This window comes from Anabaenopsis sp. FSS-46 (assembly GCF_029891665.1).
In the GTDB taxonomy this organism is placed as follows: domain Bacteria; phylum Cyanobacteriota; class Cyanobacteriia; order Cyanobacteriales; family Nostocaceae; genus Anabaenopsis; species Anabaenopsis arnoldii.
This window is the reverse complement of record NZ_JANQDG010000108.1, coordinates 1-20,690: the sequence shown is the minus strand read 5'-3', so window position 1 is coordinate 20,690 and position 20,690 is coordinate 1. Positions and strand designations below refer to the sequence as shown.

The 20,690-nt window shown below is 40.9% G+C and carries 20 protein-coding genes; 12 read left to right on the top strand and 8 right to left on the bottom strand.

The window, feature by feature from the left end; translation table 11 throughout:
• Nucleotides 1-386: 386 nt before the first annotated feature.
• The gene (locus NWP21_RS12490; RefSeq protein WP_280792966.1) at nt 387-926 is read left to right on the top strand and encodes a Dps family protein; all 540 of its coding nucleotides are present in this window, start codon (nt 387-389) and stop codon (nt 924-926) included.
• A gap of 48 nt (nt 927-974) precedes the next feature.
• Complete coding sequence (locus tag NWP21_RS12485) at nt 975-1,742, top strand: ChaB family protein (RefSeq protein WP_280792965.1); 768 nt, start codon at nt 975-977, stop codon at nt 1,740-1,742.
• A 141-nt stretch (nt 1,743-1,883) separates the two neighbouring features.
• Here NWP21_RS12485 and NWP21_RS12480 read toward each other — a convergent pair whose 3' ends face one another.
• Complete coding sequence (locus tag NWP21_RS12480; RefSeq protein ID WP_280792964.1) at nt 1,884-2,156, bottom strand: GlsB/YeaQ/YmgE family stress response membrane protein; 273 nt, start codon at nt 2,154-2,156, stop codon at nt 1,884-1,886.
• Between the two features lie 726 nt (nt 2,157-2,882).
• Here NWP21_RS12480 and NWP21_RS12475 point away from each other — a divergent pair.
• A complete protein-coding gene (locus NWP21_RS12475) occupies nt 2,883-3,209 on the top strand; it encodes an STAS domain-containing protein (protein ID WP_271731671.1) in 327 nt (108 codons plus the stop codon).
• On the opposite strand, the gene NWP21_RS12470 is transcribed toward NWP21_RS12475, so the two are convergent.
• The 4 genes from NWP21_RS12470 to NWP21_RS12455 all read right to left on the bottom strand — a co-directional run bounded on the left by NWP21_RS12470 (nt 3,210) and on the right by NWP21_RS12455 (nt 7,143).
• Nucleotides 3,210-4,346 carry a SpoIIE family protein phosphatase gene (locus tag NWP21_RS12470; RefSeq protein ID WP_271731670.1) on the bottom strand — a complete coding sequence of 379 codons (1,137 nt, stop codon included), beginning with the start codon at nt 4,344-4,346 and terminating at the stop codon, nt 3,210-3,212.
• Nucleotides 4,347-4,500: 154 nt separating this feature from the next.
• Entirely contained in the window at nt 4,501-5,268 is a 768-nt protein-coding gene (locus NWP21_RS12465; RefSeq protein WP_271731669.1) for a DUF1350 family protein, read from the bottom strand.
• A gap of 78 nt (nt 5,269-5,346) precedes the next feature.
• On the bottom strand, nt 5,347-6,075 hold the full coding sequence (locus tag NWP21_RS12460; protein WP_280792963.1) for a hypothetical protein: 729 nt from the start codon (nt 6,073-6,075) through the stop codon (nt 5,347-5,349).
• A gap of 294 nt (nt 6,076-6,369) precedes the next feature.
• The gene (locus tag NWP21_RS12455; protein WP_280792962.1) at nt 6,370-7,143 is read right to left on the bottom strand and encodes an MlaE family lipid ABC transporter permease subunit; all 774 of its coding nucleotides are present in this window, start codon (nt 7,141-7,143) and stop codon (nt 6,370-6,372) included.
• A 741-nt stretch (nt 7,144-7,884) separates the two neighbouring features.
• Here NWP21_RS12455 and NWP21_RS12450 point away from each other — a divergent pair.
• The gene (locus NWP21_RS12450) at nt 7,885-9,519 is read left to right on the top strand and encodes an S-layer homology domain-containing protein (RefSeq protein ID WP_280792961.1); all 1,635 of its coding nucleotides are present in this window, start codon (nt 7,885-7,887) and stop codon (nt 9,517-9,519) included.
• Between the two features lie 30 nt (nt 9,520-9,549).
• On the opposite strand, the gene NWP21_RS12445 is transcribed toward NWP21_RS12450, so the two are convergent.
• Nucleotides 9,550-9,765, bottom strand: a complete 216-nt coding sequence (locus NWP21_RS12445) for a hypothetical protein (RefSeq protein ID WP_280792960.1) — start codon at nt 9,763-9,765, stop codon at nt 9,550-9,552.
• 198 nt (nt 9,766-9,963) lie between these two features.
• Here NWP21_RS12445 and NWP21_RS12440 point away from each other — a divergent pair, with 198 nt between their 5' ends.
• Together NWP21_RS12440 and mutS are read left to right on the top strand one after the other, a co-directional pair.
• Entirely contained in the window at nt 9,964-11,568 is a 1,605-nt protein-coding gene (locus NWP21_RS12440; protein ID WP_280792972.1) for an alkaline phosphatase D family protein, read from the top strand.
• A 173-nt stretch (nt 11,569-11,741) separates the two neighbouring features.
• The gene (gene mutS, locus NWP21_RS12435; RefSeq protein ID WP_280792959.1) at nt 11,742-14,321 is read left to right on the top strand and encodes a DNA mismatch repair protein MutS; all 2,580 of its coding nucleotides are present in this window, start codon (nt 11,742-11,744) and stop codon (nt 14,319-14,321) included.
• 29 nt (nt 14,322-14,350) lie between these two features.
• On the opposite strand, the gene NWP21_RS12430 is transcribed toward mutS, so the two are convergent.
• Nucleotides 14,351-15,634 (bottom strand): tetratricopeptide repeat protein, encoded by a 1,284-nt coding sequence (locus NWP21_RS12430; protein ID WP_280792958.1) that lies wholly within the window; start codon nt 15,632-15,634, stop codon nt 14,351-14,353.
• A 115-nt stretch (nt 15,635-15,749) separates the two neighbouring features.
• Here NWP21_RS12430 and sfsA point away from each other — a divergent pair, with 115 nt between their 5' ends.
• The 4 genes from sfsA to NWP21_RS12410 are packed head-to-tail and all read left to right on the top strand — an operon-like array spanning nt 15,750 to nt 18,683.
• Nucleotides 15,750-16,475, top strand: a complete 726-nt coding sequence (gene sfsA, locus NWP21_RS12425) for a DNA/RNA nuclease SfsA (RefSeq protein ID WP_280792957.1) — start codon at nt 15,750-15,752, stop codon at nt 16,473-16,475.
• 52 nt (nt 16,476-16,527) lie between these two features.
• Complete coding sequence (locus tag NWP21_RS12420) at nt 16,528-17,013, top strand: gluconokinase (protein WP_280792956.1); 486 nt, start codon at nt 16,528-16,530, stop codon at nt 17,011-17,013.
• A 12-nt stretch (nt 17,014-17,025) separates the two neighbouring features.
• Nucleotides 17,026-17,919 carry a HipA-like protein gene (locus tag NWP21_RS12415; RefSeq protein ID WP_280792955.1) on the top strand — a complete coding sequence of 298 codons (894 nt, stop codon included), beginning with the start codon at nt 17,026-17,028 and terminating at the stop codon, nt 17,917-17,919.
• A 2-nt stretch (nt 17,920-17,921) separates the two neighbouring features.
• Nucleotides 17,922-18,683 carry an HIRAN domain-containing protein gene (locus NWP21_RS12410; protein ID WP_280792954.1) on the top strand — a complete coding sequence of 254 codons (762 nt, stop codon included), beginning with the start codon at nt 17,922-17,924 and terminating at the stop codon, nt 18,681-18,683.
• Here NWP21_RS12410 and NWP21_RS12405 read toward each other — a convergent pair.
• The gene (locus NWP21_RS12405; protein WP_280792953.1) at nt 18,680-19,657 is read right to left on the bottom strand and encodes a carbohydrate kinase; all 978 of its coding nucleotides are present in this window, start codon (nt 19,655-19,657) and stop codon (nt 18,680-18,682) included. The genes NWP21_RS12410 and NWP21_RS12405 overlap by 4 nt on opposite strands.
• Nucleotides 19,658-20,057: 400 nt before the next feature.
• Between NWP21_RS12405 and NWP21_RS12400 the strand changes: the two genes are divergently transcribed.
• Both NWP21_RS12400 and NWP21_RS12395 read left to right on the top strand, forming a co-directional pair.
• The gene (locus tag NWP21_RS12400; RefSeq protein WP_280792952.1) at nt 20,058-20,321 is read left to right on the top strand and encodes a helix-turn-helix transcriptional regulator; all 264 of its coding nucleotides are present in this window, start codon (nt 20,058-20,060) and stop codon (nt 20,319-20,321) included.
• A gap of 183 nt (nt 20,322-20,504) precedes the next feature.
• Nucleotides 20,505-20,690: MerR family DNA-binding transcriptional regulator (locus NWP21_RS12395; protein ID WP_280792951.1), on the top strand; the 186-nt coding region annotated here is incomplete at its 3' end.

Genomic DNA, 20,690 nt, shown 5'->3' with positions numbered 1-20,690 from the left:
GGCTGGAAATTTCCAGTTGGTATTGAGGTTTGCTAACTCACCGTCTTGGTTAATCAACAAACCATAGGGATTTGACTAGATTGACGCCTCATGACTTTTGGAAGCTGTCAATCGCATTACCGACTACAAAACCTCCCAAGTATTGCTAGTTACATTAACAATTTTGGGCAGTAATGATTAGGTTAGCCTGCTATTAAAATATTGGACTTTGATTAAGAATCAACTAGCAACAGGTTAAAAAATAAATAATTCTCTATTAAGAGATACAAATAAATCTCACCATAGGTGGTAATTAATGATGCGGAAATGATCTTCCCCCTGGTTGATGTTGATTATATCTATATATCGGAAAATTTATACATAGGTTAGCTTAGGGATGGAAAGCAATGCGTATAATTAATATTGGTTTGACAAAAGAACAACGTCAAGGTGTGATGAATTTGTTAAATCAAGATTTAGCAGATTCCTACGTTCTGATAGTAAAAACCAAAAAGTACCATTGGGATGTTGTAGGGCCCCAGTTCCGTAGTTTGCATGAACTTTGGGAAGAACAGTATGAGAAATTGACTGAAAACATTGATGCTTTAGCAGAACGGATTCGGGCTTTGGGCGGTTTCCCAGTGGGTACAATGGCCGAATTTCTCAAGATTGCTACCCTCAAAGAACATAGCGGTGATTTACCCTTAGCAACAGAGATGGTAGCCCGATTGGTAGAAGATCATGAGCAGCTAATTCGTAATTTGCGCGACCATGTGGATCAGTGTAGTCAACAGTTTCATGATGAGGGAACTGCTGACTTTTTAACTGGACTCATGGAAGAGCGTGAACAGATGGCTTGGATGCTGCGTTCATTCATTGAAGGACAAGCCTTAGAACCCAGCGGTGCACAACCAGAAGCAGAAACTAAAACCCCTGTGGGTGTATAGAAGTCAACCTTCCTAGTATTGCCAAAATAAGTTTTCAGGAGTATTTAAGTGCCAGAACTTTATCAAGCAGAACGTACCATATCAGCTGTATTCAAAGAACAAAAGCAAATTGATCAGGTGATTCGACGCTTACTAGATAGGGGTGTACCTAGAGATAATATTTCGGTCATGGGCAAAGATTTCCAATCAGAAACGCGAATTTCTGGTTTTATTACTAAGAAAGATGTAATTCTAGGAGGCTTGAGAACAGGAGCTATTTTTGGTTCATTGTTTGGCTCGTTTCTCAGCTTACTAACTGGTGTGGGCGTACTGTTCGTTCCCTTTGTAGGCCCAATTGTAGCCGCAGGTCCGATAGGTGCGTTGTTGCTAGGTGCTGCTAGTGGAGCGATCGCAGGTAGCGCCGGCGCTGGACTAGTGTCAGCCTTAACAGCTTGGGGGATGTCTGAAGACAAAGCCACAGTTTATCAAACACGCTTACAAGCTGGCCAGTTTATATTAATGGCAGAAGTGCCAAGCGATCGCCTGGGGGAATTTCAATTACTGATCGAAAGTTCTGGTGGTGAAGAAATTCACACAACTGATAAAACATTGACTCATCCCTGTTCTGGCCCATGTAACAGTCCAGATGACTTGTCTTTGGAAGTTCGCTCTCATCTTTCCCAAGCAGCTCAAGGAACATTCATGACTCGCTATAATGCCGTTTTAGAGCAGACCGGTGACGAGTTAATCTCTGAACAAGCCGCTTGGGAAGCTGTTCATGAACAGTTTGATGAAGATGAAACTGGTGTCTGGTCAAAAGCCAAGCTAAAGGTTTAGAGCAAATCACAGGTTAATCAAGGTTATCTCCAGATTTTTTCCTATTTTTTTTTGTGACTCCACTCTTGATAAAAAAAGTGGAGTATTTAATATTTCCTCCTATTAACTTGCATCTCATAAATATCATTGCTATGTTGCTAACTAATGACTGGTTCTACCCGTGAGCAAATCCCATAAAAAGATGGCAATTATTGCCCCAATAATAGCGACAATTAGACCAGGAATACTCAGACTCGCAGCAGTAATTTGTAATCTTCCTGTCTCTAACAGAGTAGCAATAGTTCCCCCGATTAAAGCACCGACAATACCCAAGATCATAGTTGCAATGATTCCGCCACCCTGACGACCAGGATAAATAGCTTTACCAATAGCCCCAGCAATCAAACCCAGAATGATCCAAGCAATTATGTTCATACTGAAAATTATCAAAAGGGTTACCAATAATTTATTAATTCCCGTGTAGTATTCCTTCTACCATAAGAGATAGCTACGAAGTATTAACAATAATCTCCCTTGATAACTACACGCCTAGACTCATGAGTTCTGTCTATAGTTGAAACAGCATTCATTTAATCCTGCTTTTAGTAGGGTATTGAAACGATCCAAGGAAAATTAATCTTCTTTTTGTCACCCGGTAATTTAATATTTCACAATATATTTAGAGGATGTTTGATAAGTTTTCCACGGTTAATTTTTATCTTAGGGAACAGACCAAAAACAATCAAATCCAGTCACCTTTCCCTTATAAAGGGAAAGGTGAGGGATGGGTAAAATAATATTCGATACACTAATCATGACTTGACAAACATCCTCTTAGAAACCCATCTAACTTTTATAAACTTTAGCTATAGGACTCCTATTTAATTTTTGAACAAGATTCAGTACACACAGCACTTCTTATTACCTGTTCCCTGTTCCCTACCTACACAAATCAATTCAGAAACCAAACCTGATTTCTATATATGTAATTTCTGTTAAATGAAATACTGGATACTTTTTTATTAATCAGCAAGTATTTATGATATACCACTAGTAATTTAGTGCCTGTTTGATGTTGCTAGTTTTCTCAAAAACTCCATCTTGGTATATAATACTAACAAAATCATGGCATCTTCTTAAAACAATCTGGTCATAAGTATTATGAATGAACAAGTCAAAGTCCTGAAGCTCAGTGGAATTATCAACACCACCAACTCACAACAACTACGAGAAGACCTGATCTGCCTTGTAGAAAGTGGTGCTAAAATAGTTTTAGTCGATTGTCAAGATGTCAAGTTTATGGATAGTTCTGCCTTGGGCGCTTTAGTATTAGCATTCAAAACATTACGGGCAGCAAATACCAAACTAGTTCTGTGTTCTATCAATGAACAAGTCAGAATATTATTTGAATTAACAGGTATGGATAAAGTGTTTGAGATATTTTTAAATGAAGATGACTTTAATCAAGTTGTACTCTCCCCCAAATAGTTAATCGAAATTAATTTGTAGGACTGATAAATCATCATCAAAAGCATCTTTGGAGTTCAAAGCAATGAGATAATTCAATACTTGATCGAGTTTGACTTCAATGGTGTGTTGTAAGCTAACAAGTATTTGAATAAAAGCATCTAAACTCCAAAGTGTGCCATCTGATTTTGTGATTTCATAAGCACCATCACTGAAAATATAGAGATTACTAAATTTATCAATATTGCAAAAGGCGTCAACATATTTTGCCTCGGGAAACATCCCAACAGGCATTCCCGGAGTTCTTAGTAATTTAAATTCGGTGTTTTTGGCAGATGTACCTGATACTAATATTGCTGGGGGATGACCAGCGCTTGCATAAATTAACTCCCGCTTAACTCGGTTATAAACTCCATACCAAATAGTAAAATATTTGTCATTTTGGTAATTCATCTGGAAGGTTTGATTTAAAGCCTTGAGTACAGCGCTCGGTTGATAGTAATTCAAACCTTTTAAGGCGCGGGAACGTAACAAATTGAGGACGGAAATTGAGGGGAGAGCAGCTTTTAGCCCATGTCCAGCCGTATCTAGAAGGTATATAGCTAGATAATCAGCATCTAGCCAGTAGTAATCGAAACAATCACCGCCAAGTTGTCGGGAAGGAATGAATCGAGAGTCGATTTTTAGAGGTTCCATGACTGGTAGTGGTAGCAGCGATCGCACATATTCTGCTGCTTGTGCTAATTCAGTTTCTAAAAGTAGCTTTTGGGTATGTAAATCCTGACTTAACTGATGCAAGCGCAATCCGGCTCTGACTCTTGCTTTTAATTCATTTTGCTCAATGGGCTTGGAGATAAAATCATCAGCGCCAGCATCTAGTCCCTTGACACGATCAGCAATAGAATCTAAAGATGTTAAAAAAATAAAGAAAGTGGTGCATAAGCTGGGGTCTGTCTTCATGCGCTTACAGACTTCTAACCCATTGAGTCCTGGCATAATCCAATCACAAATAACCAGGGCTGGATGGTAAGCTATGGCCTTGGCTATTCCCTCTTCTCCATTACTAGCAGTAATTACTTTATAGCCTTGTTTTTCTAACATCCTCTTCAGGAATATTTGTATAGAAATATCATCATCAATTACGAGGATTTGAAACATGGATAATGCTAATTGGAAATTTGATCATGGTTTGGTATTTTGCCAATACTCCCAGGGTTTTCTCCTGGTGGGAAGATATCAAGAAGGAATTAATTGACCTCAGATGCACACAGATAAACACCGATAATTTTTATATACTCAGTTTTTTCAAATGTTATGGGGGTGATAATGGGTTTAACCATAAGAGAATGGCGCGTTTTAGCTGGTTTAAATCTCGGTAAATTTCTTGTTTAAACCATTGTCCTAAAGCATCCCAAGGAGTAAATGACCCTCCTGTTTGCCATTTGATATCTTGACCTAAAGGTGTGGTGTGAGTACCTGGTAAGGTTTGTTTGGTCACCATGTGGGAAAAGCGATCTAGTAAGATTTGACTTAAACCTGCTGATTGATCAATGGTATCGTTGCTAAATTTTATTAATAAATTACGGCGGATATTGTAGCTCTGTCTTACAATTGTGTCGGTTTCCACTGGTGAGGGCGTAAACTCAATGGGCAAAGTAGAATTAAATTGCTCTACTAAGGGGATGGCCTCTTTGGCGGCGTAGTTGTTGAAGGAAATTAAAATATTTCCAGCACGTTCTACAGGTAGCAAACTGCCAATGAGTAAGTGAAGTTTACAACCCATACTGTGCCCTAACCCGTAAGTAGGCAGATAAAGCTGGCGTAGGGAGCCAGAGTCGTGTAATCTTTCTAGGGTGCGTTCAAAGTTCAGTAGTACGGTTTTGGCGATCGCAATATGATCTAAAGTATTGATAAATGGTGTAGCAATAATCACATATCCTTGATTAGCCAGATGTTCTAGTAACCAGCGATAAGTCAGATGGGGTGCGGTGGCCACAAATGCACCTCCGAGAAAATGGATGATACCAATGGGCTTTGGGGGAATGAGTACCCAGTTACCTCTAATTTCTTTCCAGTCCATACCTATAGGCGATCGCTAAATTCACACCTCTTTATGTTAGACTGTCGATTGCAGTCCTGGGGAGTTTCATAGCAAGATTCATGAGTGTGAGGTCAGGTTTTGCAGCCTTTTCATTTCCAGTTGCACATCTAAAGCAATTTGCAATGCTTCATTGAGTAACCTACCATGCTCGGTGGCTTCTTCTGTAACTTGCATTGCGGTTAAAGTCGCCAAATTATTGGTAAATAACTCTGTATTTCTGAGAATAAAATTCTGATTTTCTCTTAAAATTCTCTCTGTCTTCAAAGCCCGAATTAAATCATTTCTTGTGAGCTTCAGGGCGGCGATAACTTTTTCCCTTTCTCTAATAACCACTCCTGGATTACCAGCTGCTTCTATTTGATCATTGATATCTATGGCTTTGATAACAGCATTATATCTATCAACATCATTTAAAAGTATTTCTAAAGAATTCGTCATATTGTGATTAAGTATTTTAATTTTTCTCCGCCATAATAAATAGAAAACAATCTGTGTGACACATCCACCCCAAGAACACAATATTATTAACAGTAACCAAGATGGAATTGTGATCCAAGTAACAAACAGCTTAATCAGGATATCAAAGAGCAAATAACCAAAAACAAATATAGAAGAACTAATAAAAACTACAGTAGCTCCCTCGGAACCCCTAAGTTTATCTGTAATGCTTTTAGCAATTGTTCTTAAAGGTTGGGTAATAATAATTAATTGCTGTTTAACAGGTAAATTAGTCAAATTTTGCAATTCTGTATGACTAATATCTAAGCCATGTAAATCATTACGCACCAATTCCGTATCCTCACCAGATTACTTAGGAATGTGAATTAAATAACCAGCAAAGGAAAATTTTCCACCTCACCCAGTCTTCTTTAAGCAAGAGGGGGACAGGGGATGAGGTTCTGTACTTTCCTGATGCAATGCTTATTTAGTACAATATAGCAATCAAATTTATTGATGGCTCGTTAAATAGTAATTTTTATGATTATTTTAATTGAGAGAACTACTAGCATTTAAATACATATACGTTAAATTTGATACAGATTAAAAATGAGCTAGTGCTCATCTAATTTTCAACTCCAATTAAATTGTAGGCTGATGAAACATCAACAAAGAGAGAAAAAAGTCCATCATAAAAATTAACACCCAAGTAGTGACCACTGCGGTTGTTGCCGACTCTCCAACTTCTTTTGCTCCTCCCTTAGTAGTTAGTCCCCAACTGCAACCATTGATAGCGACTATAGCACCAAAAATCAGCCCCTTCACTAAAACTATAAGTAAATCTGATGGTTCTAAAAAAGTTCTGACAGATTCTAAAAATGCTTCAGGGTCAACATGATAAAATTGGGATGCTGCAAAAACCCCACCAGTGATGCCTACAACTAAAGCAAAAACCATCATAATGGGCATCATCAAAATGCAAGCCACTACTCTAGGAAGCACCAAGTAATCAATAGGATTTGTTTTGAGCATATAAAGTGCGTCAATTTGCTCTGTAACTCGCATAGCACCTATTTCCGCTGCAAAAGCAGAACCTACTTGTCCAGCAATAATACTAGCTGTCAAAAGAGGCGCTAATTCTCGGCAAAAAGCCAAAGCGAAAGCCCCCCCCACAGCATCTAAGGCACCAAATCTCACTAATTCTCGAGCAGTTTGAATAGTAAAAATCATACCAGCAAAACCACTAACAAGGACAACTGGAAACACCGAAGCAGGCCCTGCGGTCACCATGTGTTGCAAAATTTTGCGGTAGTAAGTTTTTCCTTGAAGTAAATGCAGGAGTACCTGACCAAAGAGTAGAACTGCGGCAAAGCAGCGTACTATCCATAATTGATCTAATTTTTTTTTAGTTTGCATTACCGCCCTTCAGACTGAGTTTTTTTGTCCCCATATAAGCAAGTGATACAAATGGGAGGGAATTTAGTGCCTATCTAAATTGAGTCTTGCCCGTCATTAGTTTATCGCCAATTATGTCTTGTATCAAAATATTATGCCCCTATATCAGCCCTGAATTTGTGTAATTAATGACACTAAGAGATTAAGCATATTACATTATTGCATTCCCTGTCCCATAAAGTAGAAAAACATCTGTGTTTATCTGTGGTATATATGAGATTTTTAGTGATGATAATCAGCATCTAAAAGCATGATCACTCCTGAGTAATAATTTAGATGCAATTGCAGTCGATAAAAATACTTAAGTTGTATATATTCATCCTAATCAATAGGTATTTGATTGTCCTCAACTATCTAAAGGAAGAGAAAAAAAATAATAGTTTCACCTTAAGCTAGTTGTGTAATTCAATTAAATCTGAGAACATTCATTATGTCCAATAATTTATTTCCATACTATTGAGACATTTGGCGAGAATTTTGGCAAAGTGGCGATTAAATGCCCAGTATTATGGTAAGACTCCGCTATCAAGTCATAGATAAATTAATCAGGGTGAGGAGAAAATGATCATGTCCTCAAAAGTTATAACTCTCAATCATTCAGGTTGGCATTGGTACTTTAGATATTGACATCAGCCAAACATTCCTGTGTCTACTAGGAATCTACATAAAATAATTTTCAACTTTTTCTTGGAGGATATTTTCATGATTAGTTTCTGGCGTTGGTCATCAGCAGGTACAACTTTGTTGTCCTTGGGAGTCATACTGGCTACAATCAATCCCATGATAGTTTCCGCTCAAACCAGTGTGACTCCCTCCCCTGCTTTAGCAGCTAACTTGTCTGATGTTAGTGCACAGTATTGGGCCAGTCCATTTATTCAAGCTTTAGCGCAAAGAAACATTATATCTGGTTTTCCAGATGGTACTTTTAGGCCAAATGAACCGGTGAGTCGGGCTGAATTTGCAGCAATGATTCAAAAAGCTTTTAATCAAGACCAAATTCGGCAAATAAGTGCTGATGGTTTTGCAGATGTTCCTGGGAACTTCTGGGCGGGTTCTGCAATTCAGGAAGCCTACGAAACCGGATTTATGTCAGGTTATCCAGGAAACTTATTTCTGCCAAATCAGCAAATTCGCAAAGTTGAGGCCATAGTTGCTTTAACAAATGGTTTAGGTTTACAAACTAGAGACAATCCATTAGCCGTAGTCAATACTTACTACACAGATGCGTCAGCAATCCCCAGCTATGCACTAGATAATGTTGCAGCAGCTACGGAGGCTAGTATTGTTGTTAATTATCCCAATGTTAAGCTACTTAACCCGCTAGATCCTTTAACTCGTGCTGAAGCGTCGGCGATTTTATATCAAGCTTTAGTCAGACAGGGACAAATGCAACCCCTAGCTAGCAACCTTGTAGCCACTAAGTATATAGTTGGGGCTACGGAACAAACTCAAAGTCAAGATATTGTTTCTATTGCCGCATCGAGTGACACTTTTACAAGCTTGACTTCTTTATTGCAAACAGCAAATTTAGCAGGTATTCTACAGCAAGCCGGACCCTATACAGTGTTTGCTCCCACGGATCAGGCATTTGCAGCTTTACCAGCTGGGACTCTAGAAGAGTTGCAGCAACCGGAGAATAGAGACTTATTGATTGAGATTTTGAGATATCATGTGGTTCCTGGGGAAGTAACCGCTAATCAACTCTCATCCGGAGAATTAATCACCTTTGAGGATGTACCTGTAAATATTCAGGTAGATAGAGCTACTAATCAAATTGCGGTCAATGATGCGGATGTTATCCAGCCCAACGTACAAGCGAGTAATGGTGTCATTCATGTAATTAATAAGGTACTCATACCACCTAACCTGGGAGTCAGTCAATCGCCACCAGCAGCAACTACTGTTGCTATGGAACCAGGTACAGGTACTCGTGGAGGGTCTAGTTATATTGGGGTTGCTGGTAACATTGGTATAGGTGGTAATTCCACTCTCAGTGAAAGTAACTATGGATTAATCAGCAAAATTGGGCTGACTAATACTATCTCCGTGCGACCAGCGGTGATATTTGGGGGCGATACACTGTTTTTGGTTCCCGTAACTTTAGATTTTGCTCCCCGTTTCGCAGATCCCCTAAATGGAGAACAAATATCAATATCTCCTTTTTTAGGGGCAGGGGTAGCTTTTGAAACTGGAAGCGGTTCTGACGTTGGTTTATTATTAACTGGTGGTGTGGATGTGCCTATAGGCGATCGCTTTACTGTCACGGGTACTGCAAATGCAGCATTTTTAGATCGTACTGATGTGGGTTTGCTCCTGGGGATTGGCTATAATTTTTGATAGTGATTCCGGGGATGATGGTAGTTCATCTTACCTATTAATCAGAATGAACAGAGAATAGCCACAGATAGCAAACACAAAGGCGATCGCCCCAGAAAAAATAACAACATCCCTGACAATAAATAAAATCCAATCTTTTCTAAGTTCTTGTCTAAACTTGAGTTCCCGCAGCTTCTGTTCTAGTTCCGCATCTGCTTGTGATTGCAAGTTTACCGCTGATATGATTTTGGTTTTATCTGCTTCCATCTTTCTCCTGTGAGCAATGCTTTCCATCTCCTAACTAAGCAGAAATCTCTCCAGAACCTAGGGTGAGGTTTTTGCCAAATTAATCTAAAAAACTAGTTTTAATTAACCTTGGGATAACTCAAGCTTTACTTATTAGCATTACAAAATTTAGTAGTTAACTATTTTGTAATACTTTGCTTGAGGGGGCCATTCATGAGCATAAAATCTCATAACCCATTAAGATTAAATCGTCGGCAGTTTTTACTTAGTTCTGCTCTAACAGCAGGTGGTATTATCACCACAAATATTGTATCAAATTCACAAGTATTTGGACAAGCGCCGGGAATTATTACATCTGAAAGTATGCGTCCTACCATACCCTATGGTGTTGCTACTGGGGATATAAGTGGTAATAGTATTGTGATTTGGAGTCGGAGCGATCGCCCTGCACAAATGGTGATTGAATACTCTACCAGTGAATCCTTTAATAGACTAGGACGTGTTTTTGGTGAACGTACTTCACAGGAACAGGATTTTACAGCCAGATATGTTCTCAAGAACTTACCCCCAGACCAACAAATATTTTACCGGGTAATTTTCCAAGACTTAGACAATCCACGCATCCAAAGTGAACCTGTCAGCGGTACATTTCGCACTCCTTCCAGAACCGGAAGAGACATTTTCTTTGTCTGGGGTGGAGATACCGCCGGTCAAGGCTGGGGGATTAATCCCGATTTGGGTGGGATGACAATTTATGAACAAATGCGTCAATTAAATCCTGACTTTTTCATCCATTGCGGGGATACGATTTACGCCGATAACCCACTTGTAGCAGAAAGAACACTAGATGATGGTAGTATTTGGCGGAACATCGTCACAGAAGAAAAGTCAAAGGTAGCAGAAACCCTACAAGAATTTCGTGGTAATTTTCAATACAACTTGCTAGATGAAAATGTGAAGCGTTTTAACGCCCAAGTACCGATGTTAGCCCAATGGGATGATCACGAAGCTGTAAACAACTGGTATCCTGGGGAATTTTTGACTGATGATCGCTATACTGTTAAGGATGTTGACTTGCTAGTACAAAGGGCAAGACAAGCATTTTTTGAGTATATGCCCATGAAATATAAGTCAAGATATGGTGCTGACCGGTCAGAAATTTATCGTTCTTTCCAATATGGTCCATTACTTGACATTTTCACGATAGACGAGCGGACTTATCGTGGACCAAATACCGGGAATGTTCAGCCAGCAAAAAGTCCAGAAACAGATATGCTGGGCCAATCACAACTGCAATGGTTGAAGGTGCAACTACTTAAATCAAAAGCTACATGGAAAGTAATTTCCAGTGATATGCCTTTAGGGCTAATAGTGCGAGACGGTTCTACTGCTTTTGAGGCTTGGGCTAACGCAGATAATGGTAAAGCCTCTGGAAGGGAATTAGAGTTGGTTGAATTACTGCGATTTATCAAACGCAGAAACATTAAAAATGTTGTTTGGATAACTGCTGACGTACATTATGCCGCAGCCCACTATTATGACCCCAATCGGGCAGTATTTCAAGACTTTAAGCCTTTTTGGGAGTTTGTCGCCGGACCTCTCAATTCTGGGACATTCGGACCGGGACAATTAGACAATACCTTTGGTCCACAATTGATATTTCAAAGCAATCCTCCAGGTATGCGTCCAAATCGACCCCCCACTGAAGGTTTACAATTCTTTGGTGGAGTGAAAATTGATGCTAATACTAAAGTGATGACAGTATCACTGCGTAATTTAGCAGGGGAAATTATTTATAGCCAGGACTTACCACCAGAAGCGTAAGTTTTGGAAACCTGAGCTTAATTGAGCCAGTAAGATAGAATTATTCTGTCTACTGGCTTTTTGTGCAGCTGAGATAGCCAGAAAACATCACAAAAGTTTGAGCCATCGCCTCTTAAACTCCACATCAGGTTATCATCAAATATTGTGGAATGTCCGTGCATAACCTACCATCTATGACTGCTTCTGATTCTGACACTCAACTAACGGAACCCCATAACCCTGCAGCGCCTCTGATTGACACTCAATTAGCAGACCGCAGTAAGCTGAGTAAGATGTACCAGCACTATGTAGAAATGAAGGATAAATATCCTCATGCTTTGCTGCTGTATCGGGTAGGAGATTTTTTTGAAACTTTCTTCCAAGACGCTGTAACAGTCTCCAGAGAATTGGAACTGGTACTGACGAGTAAACACGGTGGCGAAGTTGGTCGCGTAGCCATGACTGGTGTACCGCATCACGCCTGGGAACGCTACACCACCCAGTTAGTAGAAAAAGGCTATGCGGTGGTAATTTGCGACCAAGTAGAAGACGCATCGGAAGCAGTGGGTTTGGTCAAGCGTGAAGTCACCCGTATCCTCACACCGGGGACTTTGCTAGAAGAGGGAATGTTAAATAAGCGTCGCAATAATTACCTGGCTGCTGTGGTAATTGCCGTAAATCATTGGGGTTTAGCTTATGCAGATATTTCCACCGGGGAATTCCTCACAACTCAGGGGAGTGATTTAGAACACCTCACCCAGGAACTAATGCGGTTGCAACCCTCAGAGGTGGTGGTTCCCACTAACGCCCCGGATTTAGGGAGCTTGTTGCGTCCCGGAGAAACTTCGCCTCATCTTCCCCAATGTTTACCACCATCATTTTGTTATAGCCTGCGATCGCAGGCTCCCTTTACCCAAGGTGAAGCTAGAGCAAAATTATTGCATAAATTTAAGATCCGATCGCTCGAAGGACTCGGTTGTGATCATCTTCCTTTAGCGGTACGGGCCGCTGGGGGTCTGCTGGAATATGTGGAAGATATGCAAAAAGTCAACCCCGTTACCCTGCAAAAGTTACGCACTTATACTATTACTGACTATTTAATTGTAGATAATCAAACCCGCCGTAACCTAGAGATTACGCAAACAGTCCGGGATGGTACATTTCATGGTTCCCTGCTGTGGGCTTTGGATAGAACTAGCACATCAATGGGGGGTCGGGCTTTGCGGCGGTGGTTATTGCAACCACTACTTGATCTTAAAGGCATTCGGGCGCGACAAGACACCATCCAAGAATTGATGGAAAATACACCCCTGCGTCAAGATTTGCGGCAATTGTTACGGCAAATTTACGACTTAGAACGGCTGACAGGTAGAGCAGCTTCGGGAACAGCTAACGCTAAGGATTTAGCAGCTTTGGCCGATTCCCTCTCACGCTTACCCCAATTATCTCACCTAGTGGCTGATGCGCGATCGCCTTTTCTCAAAGCCTTACAGAAAGTCCCCGATGTCTTGGAAGAAATAGCCCAAAAATTACACGACCATATAGTAGAATCACCACCCATACATATTAAAGAAGGCGGCTTAATTCGTCCGGGGATAAATCCCCAGCTAGACCAGAGAAAAGCCACGGTAGAATCAGACCAGAAATGGATTGCTAATTTAGAAGTTGACGAACGAGCAAAAACCGCAATCCCCACCTTAAAGGTAGGATTTAATAAAACCTTTGGTTATTATATTAGTGTTCCCCGCTCTAAATCTGACCAAGTACCCGATAATTATATCCGCAAGCAAACCCTCACCAACGAGGAACGTTACATCACCCCAGACCTGAAGGAACGGGAAGCGCGCATACTCACAGCGCGGGATGATTTAAACCAGTTGGAATATGAGATTTTTGTAGAGTTGCGCCAAGATGTCGGAGAACAAGCGGAGGTAATTCGCAATGTTTCCCGTGCTGTAGCTGCAGCAGATGTGTTATGTGGTTTAGCTGAGTTAGCTGTACAACAAGGTTATTGTCGTCCAGAGATGATTTCGGGACGGGAGATGATGATTGTCGATGGTCGTCATCCCGTAGTCGAACAGTCTTTACCCGCAGGGTTTTTTGTCCCCAACTCCACCCACTTAGGAAGAGAACAGACCACCCAGCACCTAGAGGAAAAACCAGATTTAGTTATTCTCACCGGACCCAATGCAAGCGGTAAGAGTTGTTATTTGCGTCAGGTGGGGTTAATTCAGTTAATGGCGCAAATTGGGAGTTTTGTTCCAGCGACCCTGGCGAAGTTGGGAGTATGCGATCGCATTTTTACCCGTGTGGGTGCAGTGGATGATTTAGCCACCGGTCAATCTACTTTTATGGTAGAAATGAATGAAACCGCCAATATTCTCAATCATGCCACTGCGCGATCGCTGGTATTATTAGATGAAATTGGCCGAGGAACAGCAACTTTTGACGGTCTTTCCATTGCTTGGGCCGTAGCGGAATATATAGCTACAGAAATTCGCTCGCGGACAATTTTTGCCACTCACTATCATGAGTTAAATGAATTGGCTAGTATTCTTCCCAACGTGGCTAATTATCAAGTCACCGTCAAGGAGTTACCCGACCAAATCGTTTTTTTACATCAAGTTCAGCCCGGAGGGGCGGATAAGTCCTATGGTATTGAAGCTGGACGTTTAGCGGGTTTACCAGATGTAGTCATTCAAAGGGCGAAACAAGTTATGGGACAAATTGAGAAACACAGTAAGATTGCTATGGGGTTGCAAAATATGGAATAATCCCCTCAAAACCTCTAAATTAAGAATCATCACCTACCTCGTCCCCGTTCTATATCCTCAATTACTTGTTGTAAATACCATTCATAAGACATCCCCGGAAGGTATTCCTGTTTATCATCAATTAGTCTTTGGGCGATTTCCCAATGTCCCCCCACCAGTCGCAACAGTCGCTGACGCAGTAAATTATAGTTTTGCTGTTTCGACTCCGGTCTAGATGTCTGGACTTTTTGCAACCTCTCCAATACTTGATGATAATTGTCCCAATCTTCCTGTTCACAAAAAATACTCGCCGCTTGTTGATAATCTGCAACTGCGTTTTGCATTTCTTCTAAGCAAGCATGGGCAATACCGCGATTGTAGTAAGCTGGTGCATAATGGGGATGAATTTGTAATGCTTGGTTGTAATCTTGAATGGCATCCAGATAATTACCAGATAATCGATAGGCATTACCCCTAGCAACATATATTAAAGCATCTTGGGGTTGGATTTTCAAAGCTTGATTAAAATCCGCCATCGCTCCTTGATTGTCCCCCAACAGCGAACGGGCTTTACCTCGGTTACGATAAACTATGGCATCTGTGAAGTTTAATTGTATAGCTTGGTTAAAGTCAGCGATCGCTTCTCGATAATTGCCCATTTTACACCTGACCACCCCCCGACAACAATAAGCTTGAGCATCTTGGGGGTCAGCTTGTAATATCCAGTTTAAATCAGCGATCGCCTCAGTCGTATCTCCCTGTTCGGCTTTTTCTAATAACTGGGTAAAATATCCGTTGATTGATAAGTCTAATATTTTTTGGGCATAAGCGTTAGTATAATTACTTGAGTTTACATCTGGTTTTGGTTTTGGTTGTAACTGTTTAATTTTTTCCATACACAGCCGACAGCTAGCGGTGTCTTTTTGTGCTAAATATAATTCAGCGGCTTTTTTAAAGTTAGCGATCGCATCTTGAATAAAACCTTGCTTGCGCCGTATTGTTCCCCGCAATTGATAAGCAGGTGCATAATTAACATTGAGGCGAATCGCCTGATCCACATCTTCCAGCGACCCCGGTAAGTTTTTCAGTACTACCCTAGCCAATCCCCGACAATAATACCCCTCCATACCCCCAGGATTCAACCGGATACATTCAGTATAATCAGAAACTGCTTGATGAATCGCACCTAAATTATAATAAGCCAGACCCCGGTGTAAAAACCCATCCGCAAAATCAGGTGCCCATTGTAAACAACTAGTAAATTCCTCAATAGCACCAGAGTAGTCTTTTTCCTCAGCCCTTTTTAGTCCCCGGTGATAAAACTCATTACTCATAAATCACCTAACCAGATAAACATTCCACTTATATGTTAAATATGAAATCAACCTGTTGCATAATTCCATCAGCAGTTAATCATTGTATATTACTTAACAGTAAACAGATTTGATCATGATTGACTGGCTTTACCGCTATCCACCATTATATTCAGGAACACTACTAAAGCGCTACAAGCGCTTTTTTGCCGACATTCAACTTGACTCCGGGGAAATAGTCACCGCACATTGTCCCAACACAGGGCCAATGACAGGAGTATCCACCCCCGGGAGTAAAGTACAACTTTCTCAAAGTGATAACCCCAAACGCAAATTAGCTTACACCTTAGAATTAATTCAGGTACATGATACTGAACCCACCTGGGTAGGAGTAAACACAGCCTTACCCAATCGTATAGTTAAACTAGCCTTAGAAAAACACCTATTCCCCCAACTAGGAGATTATAGCCAAATTAAAAGCGAAGTAGTGTATGGACAAGATAAAAAAAGCCGGGTAGATTTCTACCTCACAGGAAAAGACCCACAACCGCCAATTTATTTAGAAGTCAAAAACACAACATGGGCGCAAAGTACCCGAGCAATATTTCCCGACACCGAAACCACCAGAGGACAAAAACACTTACGCGAACTAACAGCACTCCTCCCCCAAACCCGAGCATTCATGTTGTACTTCATCAACCGGGGTGACTGTATAGAATTTGCCCCAGGGGATGTAACAGACCCCATATATGGTAAACTGCTGAGGGAAGGCATAGCCCAGGGTTTAGAAGTATTACCCTGTCGTTTTGATATCTCACCAGAAGGCGTACGCTACCTAGGTTTAGCACAACTAAACACCTAATTAACTTTGCGTACCTTTGCGCGTACCTTTGCGTACCTTTGCGTTAAAAAAAATGATCATTATTATCATGGGTGTATCCGGTTCCGGTAAAAGCACCATTGGTAAACTACTGGCCGATGCCTTAAACTGGGAATTTCAAGACGCGGATAACTTTCACTCCACAGCGAACATTGAGAAAATGCGCCTGGGTATCCCCCTCAATGATACCGATAGAAAGCCTTGGTTAAAAGACTTGCAAACAGCGATCGCTGTCTGGTTACAACAAAATACTAATGTAGTCTTAGCCTGTTCGGCGCTCAAAGCAGACTATCGCCAATATTTACTATTAGATAGCGATCGCATGCAACTAGTCTACCTCCAAGGCAGTTTAAACTTACTACAGCAAAGGCTCCTAGGGCGACAAAATCATTTCATGTCCGCAAAACTCCTCAACAGTCAGTTAGATACCCTAGAAGAGCCTGATGACGCTATTTGTGTAGATATTTCTGAACCACCCCAATTAATTGTCGAGAACCTGAAAACAGTCATTGGGCTTTAGATCATTTTTAGCATGAAAGAACCATTTCCCATCATTGACATCCTACCCGATGCCCCTGAAGCTGATGAAGATTTAGGAACCAAAGAAAAATTCTGGTACCGCCATGATAATCTCAATTATCTCTACAAAAAAACTAGACAAAACACAGGCGAAGACTGGTCAGAGAAGATAGCATCTGAGTTGTGCAGTTTGCTAGACTTACCCCATGCTATTTATGAGTTAGCCACATTCAATGGTGACAATGGCGTTATTAGCCCCTCGTTTTTGCCGGAAGCTGGAATTCTTACCTTAGGAAATGAGATTCTAGCGCCAATAGTACCTGGATACCCACAAAATTGCCGAGACTTATCTCAACACACAATTCATAATATATCCCATGCTCTTCAAAGTGGTTCCGTAAATTCACCGATTGACTGGGTACTACCAGCAGGAATTAACCTTGCCATGGAGGTTTTCGTGGGATATTTACTCTTAGATGCTTGGATAGGAAATACAGACAGACATCACGAAAACTGGGCATACATAATTTTAGGCAATAAGATGCACTTAGCACCAAGTTATGACCATGCTTCTAGCTTGGGTAGGGAAATGTCTGATGGAAAAAGACACTTGAAGCTGAAAAATAAATCTGTGGTAGGTTATGCCGAAAAGTGTACATCTTTGATTTACCCTAGTAATGGAGGGCAAAAACCCCTCAGAACTTTTGATGCTTTTTATCAAGTCCAACAACTTTATCCAAAAGCTGCTGGGTTATGGTTAGAAAAATTAGCGGGAGTGTCCAGTCATGATACGTCAATGCTCTTTGGTCGCATACCATCTCATCGCATATCGCCAATAGCAATTGAATTTGCACAAACAATCTTGGAATTTAATCACAAAAGACTGGTACAACTCCTAGACACCTGAATATGAAAACATTATTTTTAGCTTGGCAAGACACCCACACTAGAGCTTGGTTTCCCATTGGACGTTTAACTTTTGACGGTAGAAAGTACGAGTTCTTATATACAAAGGGTGTATTGACAGCAAAAAATAACTGCGGATTTACTGGATTACTTTCTTTCCCAGATTTTAATCAAGTATACACATCAGTAGATGTGTTTCCATTGTTTTCTAACCGATTAATGCGACGCTCCCGCCCCGACTATAAAAATTATATTGAATGGCTGAATATTCCAGAAGGTGAAGATGACCCCATTACCATTCTTTCTCGGAGCGGGGGAAGGAAAGTAACAGATAAATTTGAAGTTTTCCCCGCTCCACAACCAGATCAAAATAATTTATACCATATTCATTTTTTTGCACATGGACTCAGACATCTTCCCACTTGTGCAACTGAAAGAATTAATCAACTACAACCTAGGGAACTTTTATATTTAGCTCACGAATTTCAAAATCCCTATGATCCAAAGGCGTTACTTTTATGCACTAGGGAGCATCACATCGTAGGTTATTGTCCCCGTTATCTTGTGGATGATATTCTTCAACTGACAAACAAAAATCCACAAGTTGTAAAAGTACACGTTGAACGGGTCAACCCCGCACCAACTCCACTTCAACTGCGGTTATTGTGCAACGTCACCGCGGAATGGCCAGAAAATTTTCGTCCATTTTCCGGCCAGGAGTATCAGCCCATTATCGCTGATATCCCAGCTGGTACTACTTCCTAAACTTGATGGGAAGCTAGAAAAGCCTCAACTTCAGCCCCTGTGGGTTGAGAAGCGATCGCACCCGGTTTAATAGTAGTCAGGGCCCCCACAGCATTAGCATAAGCAACAACCTTTTTGGCTGTTTCGCCATCCTGTAAGCCTTGAATACCATATTGACTTAATTGGTGGATAAATCCAGCTAAAAAACTATCCCCTGCGCCCGTTGTATCCACAACCTGAATGGGATAAGAAGGTAACTTATCTTCATTTTCACCCAAACAATAGGCGCAACCATTTTCTCCATCTGTTACCAGCACCCCCTCAACGGAAGCCAGACGGTAAGTAATTGCACCTGGGTCAGTGGTATTAAACAGCCATTCTGCCTCTTCCTTAGAGAGTTTGAGGAAATCAACCTGCTTTAAGATATCCTGGATTTTTTGGCGAGCCACATTGGCATCTTGCCAAAACACAGGTCGCCAGTTAACATCCAAAATAATCTTCAGGTCATATTGTCCTGCTAATTCCAAAGCCCGGTGAATTGCCCGCTCACTTTCAGGGTAGGCTAATTCTAAGGTACCTAATACCAAAAATTCCGCCTCTGTAAACAGCGACTCTGGTAATTGTTGAGCTTGTAAGCGGGTATCGGCAAATTCAGAGGTGTCATACTCACCAAATCCCGCGAAATTGCGATCGCCCCCCAAATCTCGCACCACATAAACTTGCCTCGTTGGTGCTGTAGAATGGGATTGTACCCCTGTTGTATCGACACCAATCTCTGCTAATAGCTTCACTAACTGACTCCCCGGCTCATCTTCACCAACAGCGCCAATAAAACCTGCGGGAGTGCCCAATTTTACTAAAGCACAAGCCACATTAGCCGGCGCACCCCCTGGGTAGTGAGTCCAGGACTGAACTTCTTCTAGCTTGAGCCCCAACTGGTCAGCTAAACAATCGAACAAAATTTCACCAACGCACAAAACACGGGGATTGCTCATATAAATATCTAGTATGTGGAAAACGACGGCGCCTTTCAACCTGAGAGTTCAGGGATAGGTTGACTCAAATCAGTGACCACGCCAGCGGTTAAAACCGCCAGGATTTGCTAACTATAGTATAAAATATAAAACAATCTTCACTAATCTGTATCCAGTCTTTAACTCGAAAAAATGGCATTTTTGCTAATTTAACCAGAGACATATCTGCTCTTATATAAGTACATTTACATAGCTATCTCTTTAATAAAATTAAAATAGTTACATATGATTCTTAAAGAGAAATCTAAAGAAAATATAGTCAATTGCATGACTGCCATAACTTAAAACCCCTCTAAACAAAAGAATCTTCTAGAATTAAAAGAGGATTAAGTACATATACCAAGGGAGGATAGAAAAACTTATGGCTGGTGGCGAGTCTCAGACCCCTGTTAGTCTGTCAGACAGAGAATTGCAAATTATCGACTTAGTGGCCGCTGGCTTAACTAACCAAGATATTGCAATCAAACTGGAGATTAGCAAACGCACAGTTGATAACCATATCAGCAATATTCTCACCAAAACCCAAACCGAAAACCGAGTGGCTCTCGTCCGATGGGCTTTGCAGTGGGGTAAAATCTGCTTGCACGACGTTAATTGCTGTGTTTTACCTATCCAGAACAATTAAACCATTGCTGGGTGTGTACTAGTTTTCATTCTCCTCACGCCTTTGCATTCAGGTGGATCTCCAGCGTAAATTCCTATTCTCATCAACAGAAATTAGCAATAATCCACAGCCTCAAGGGTTAGCCAATAGCTAGTTATTTGCTAATAATAGATTACATATCCTCGTAAATGCTAATATAGTAGTATGGCTTATGTACCACTACGAGAAGCAGTCAAACAACTGGGACTTCACCCAAACACTTTAAGGAAGTACGCAGACAATGGCAAGATTGAAAGCATCAAAAACGAAGCAGGACAAAGACTTTTTCACGTTGAATCCTACCTCCGTGGTGCAGCTAGAACTTCCATTGTCTGCTACTGCCGAGTTAGT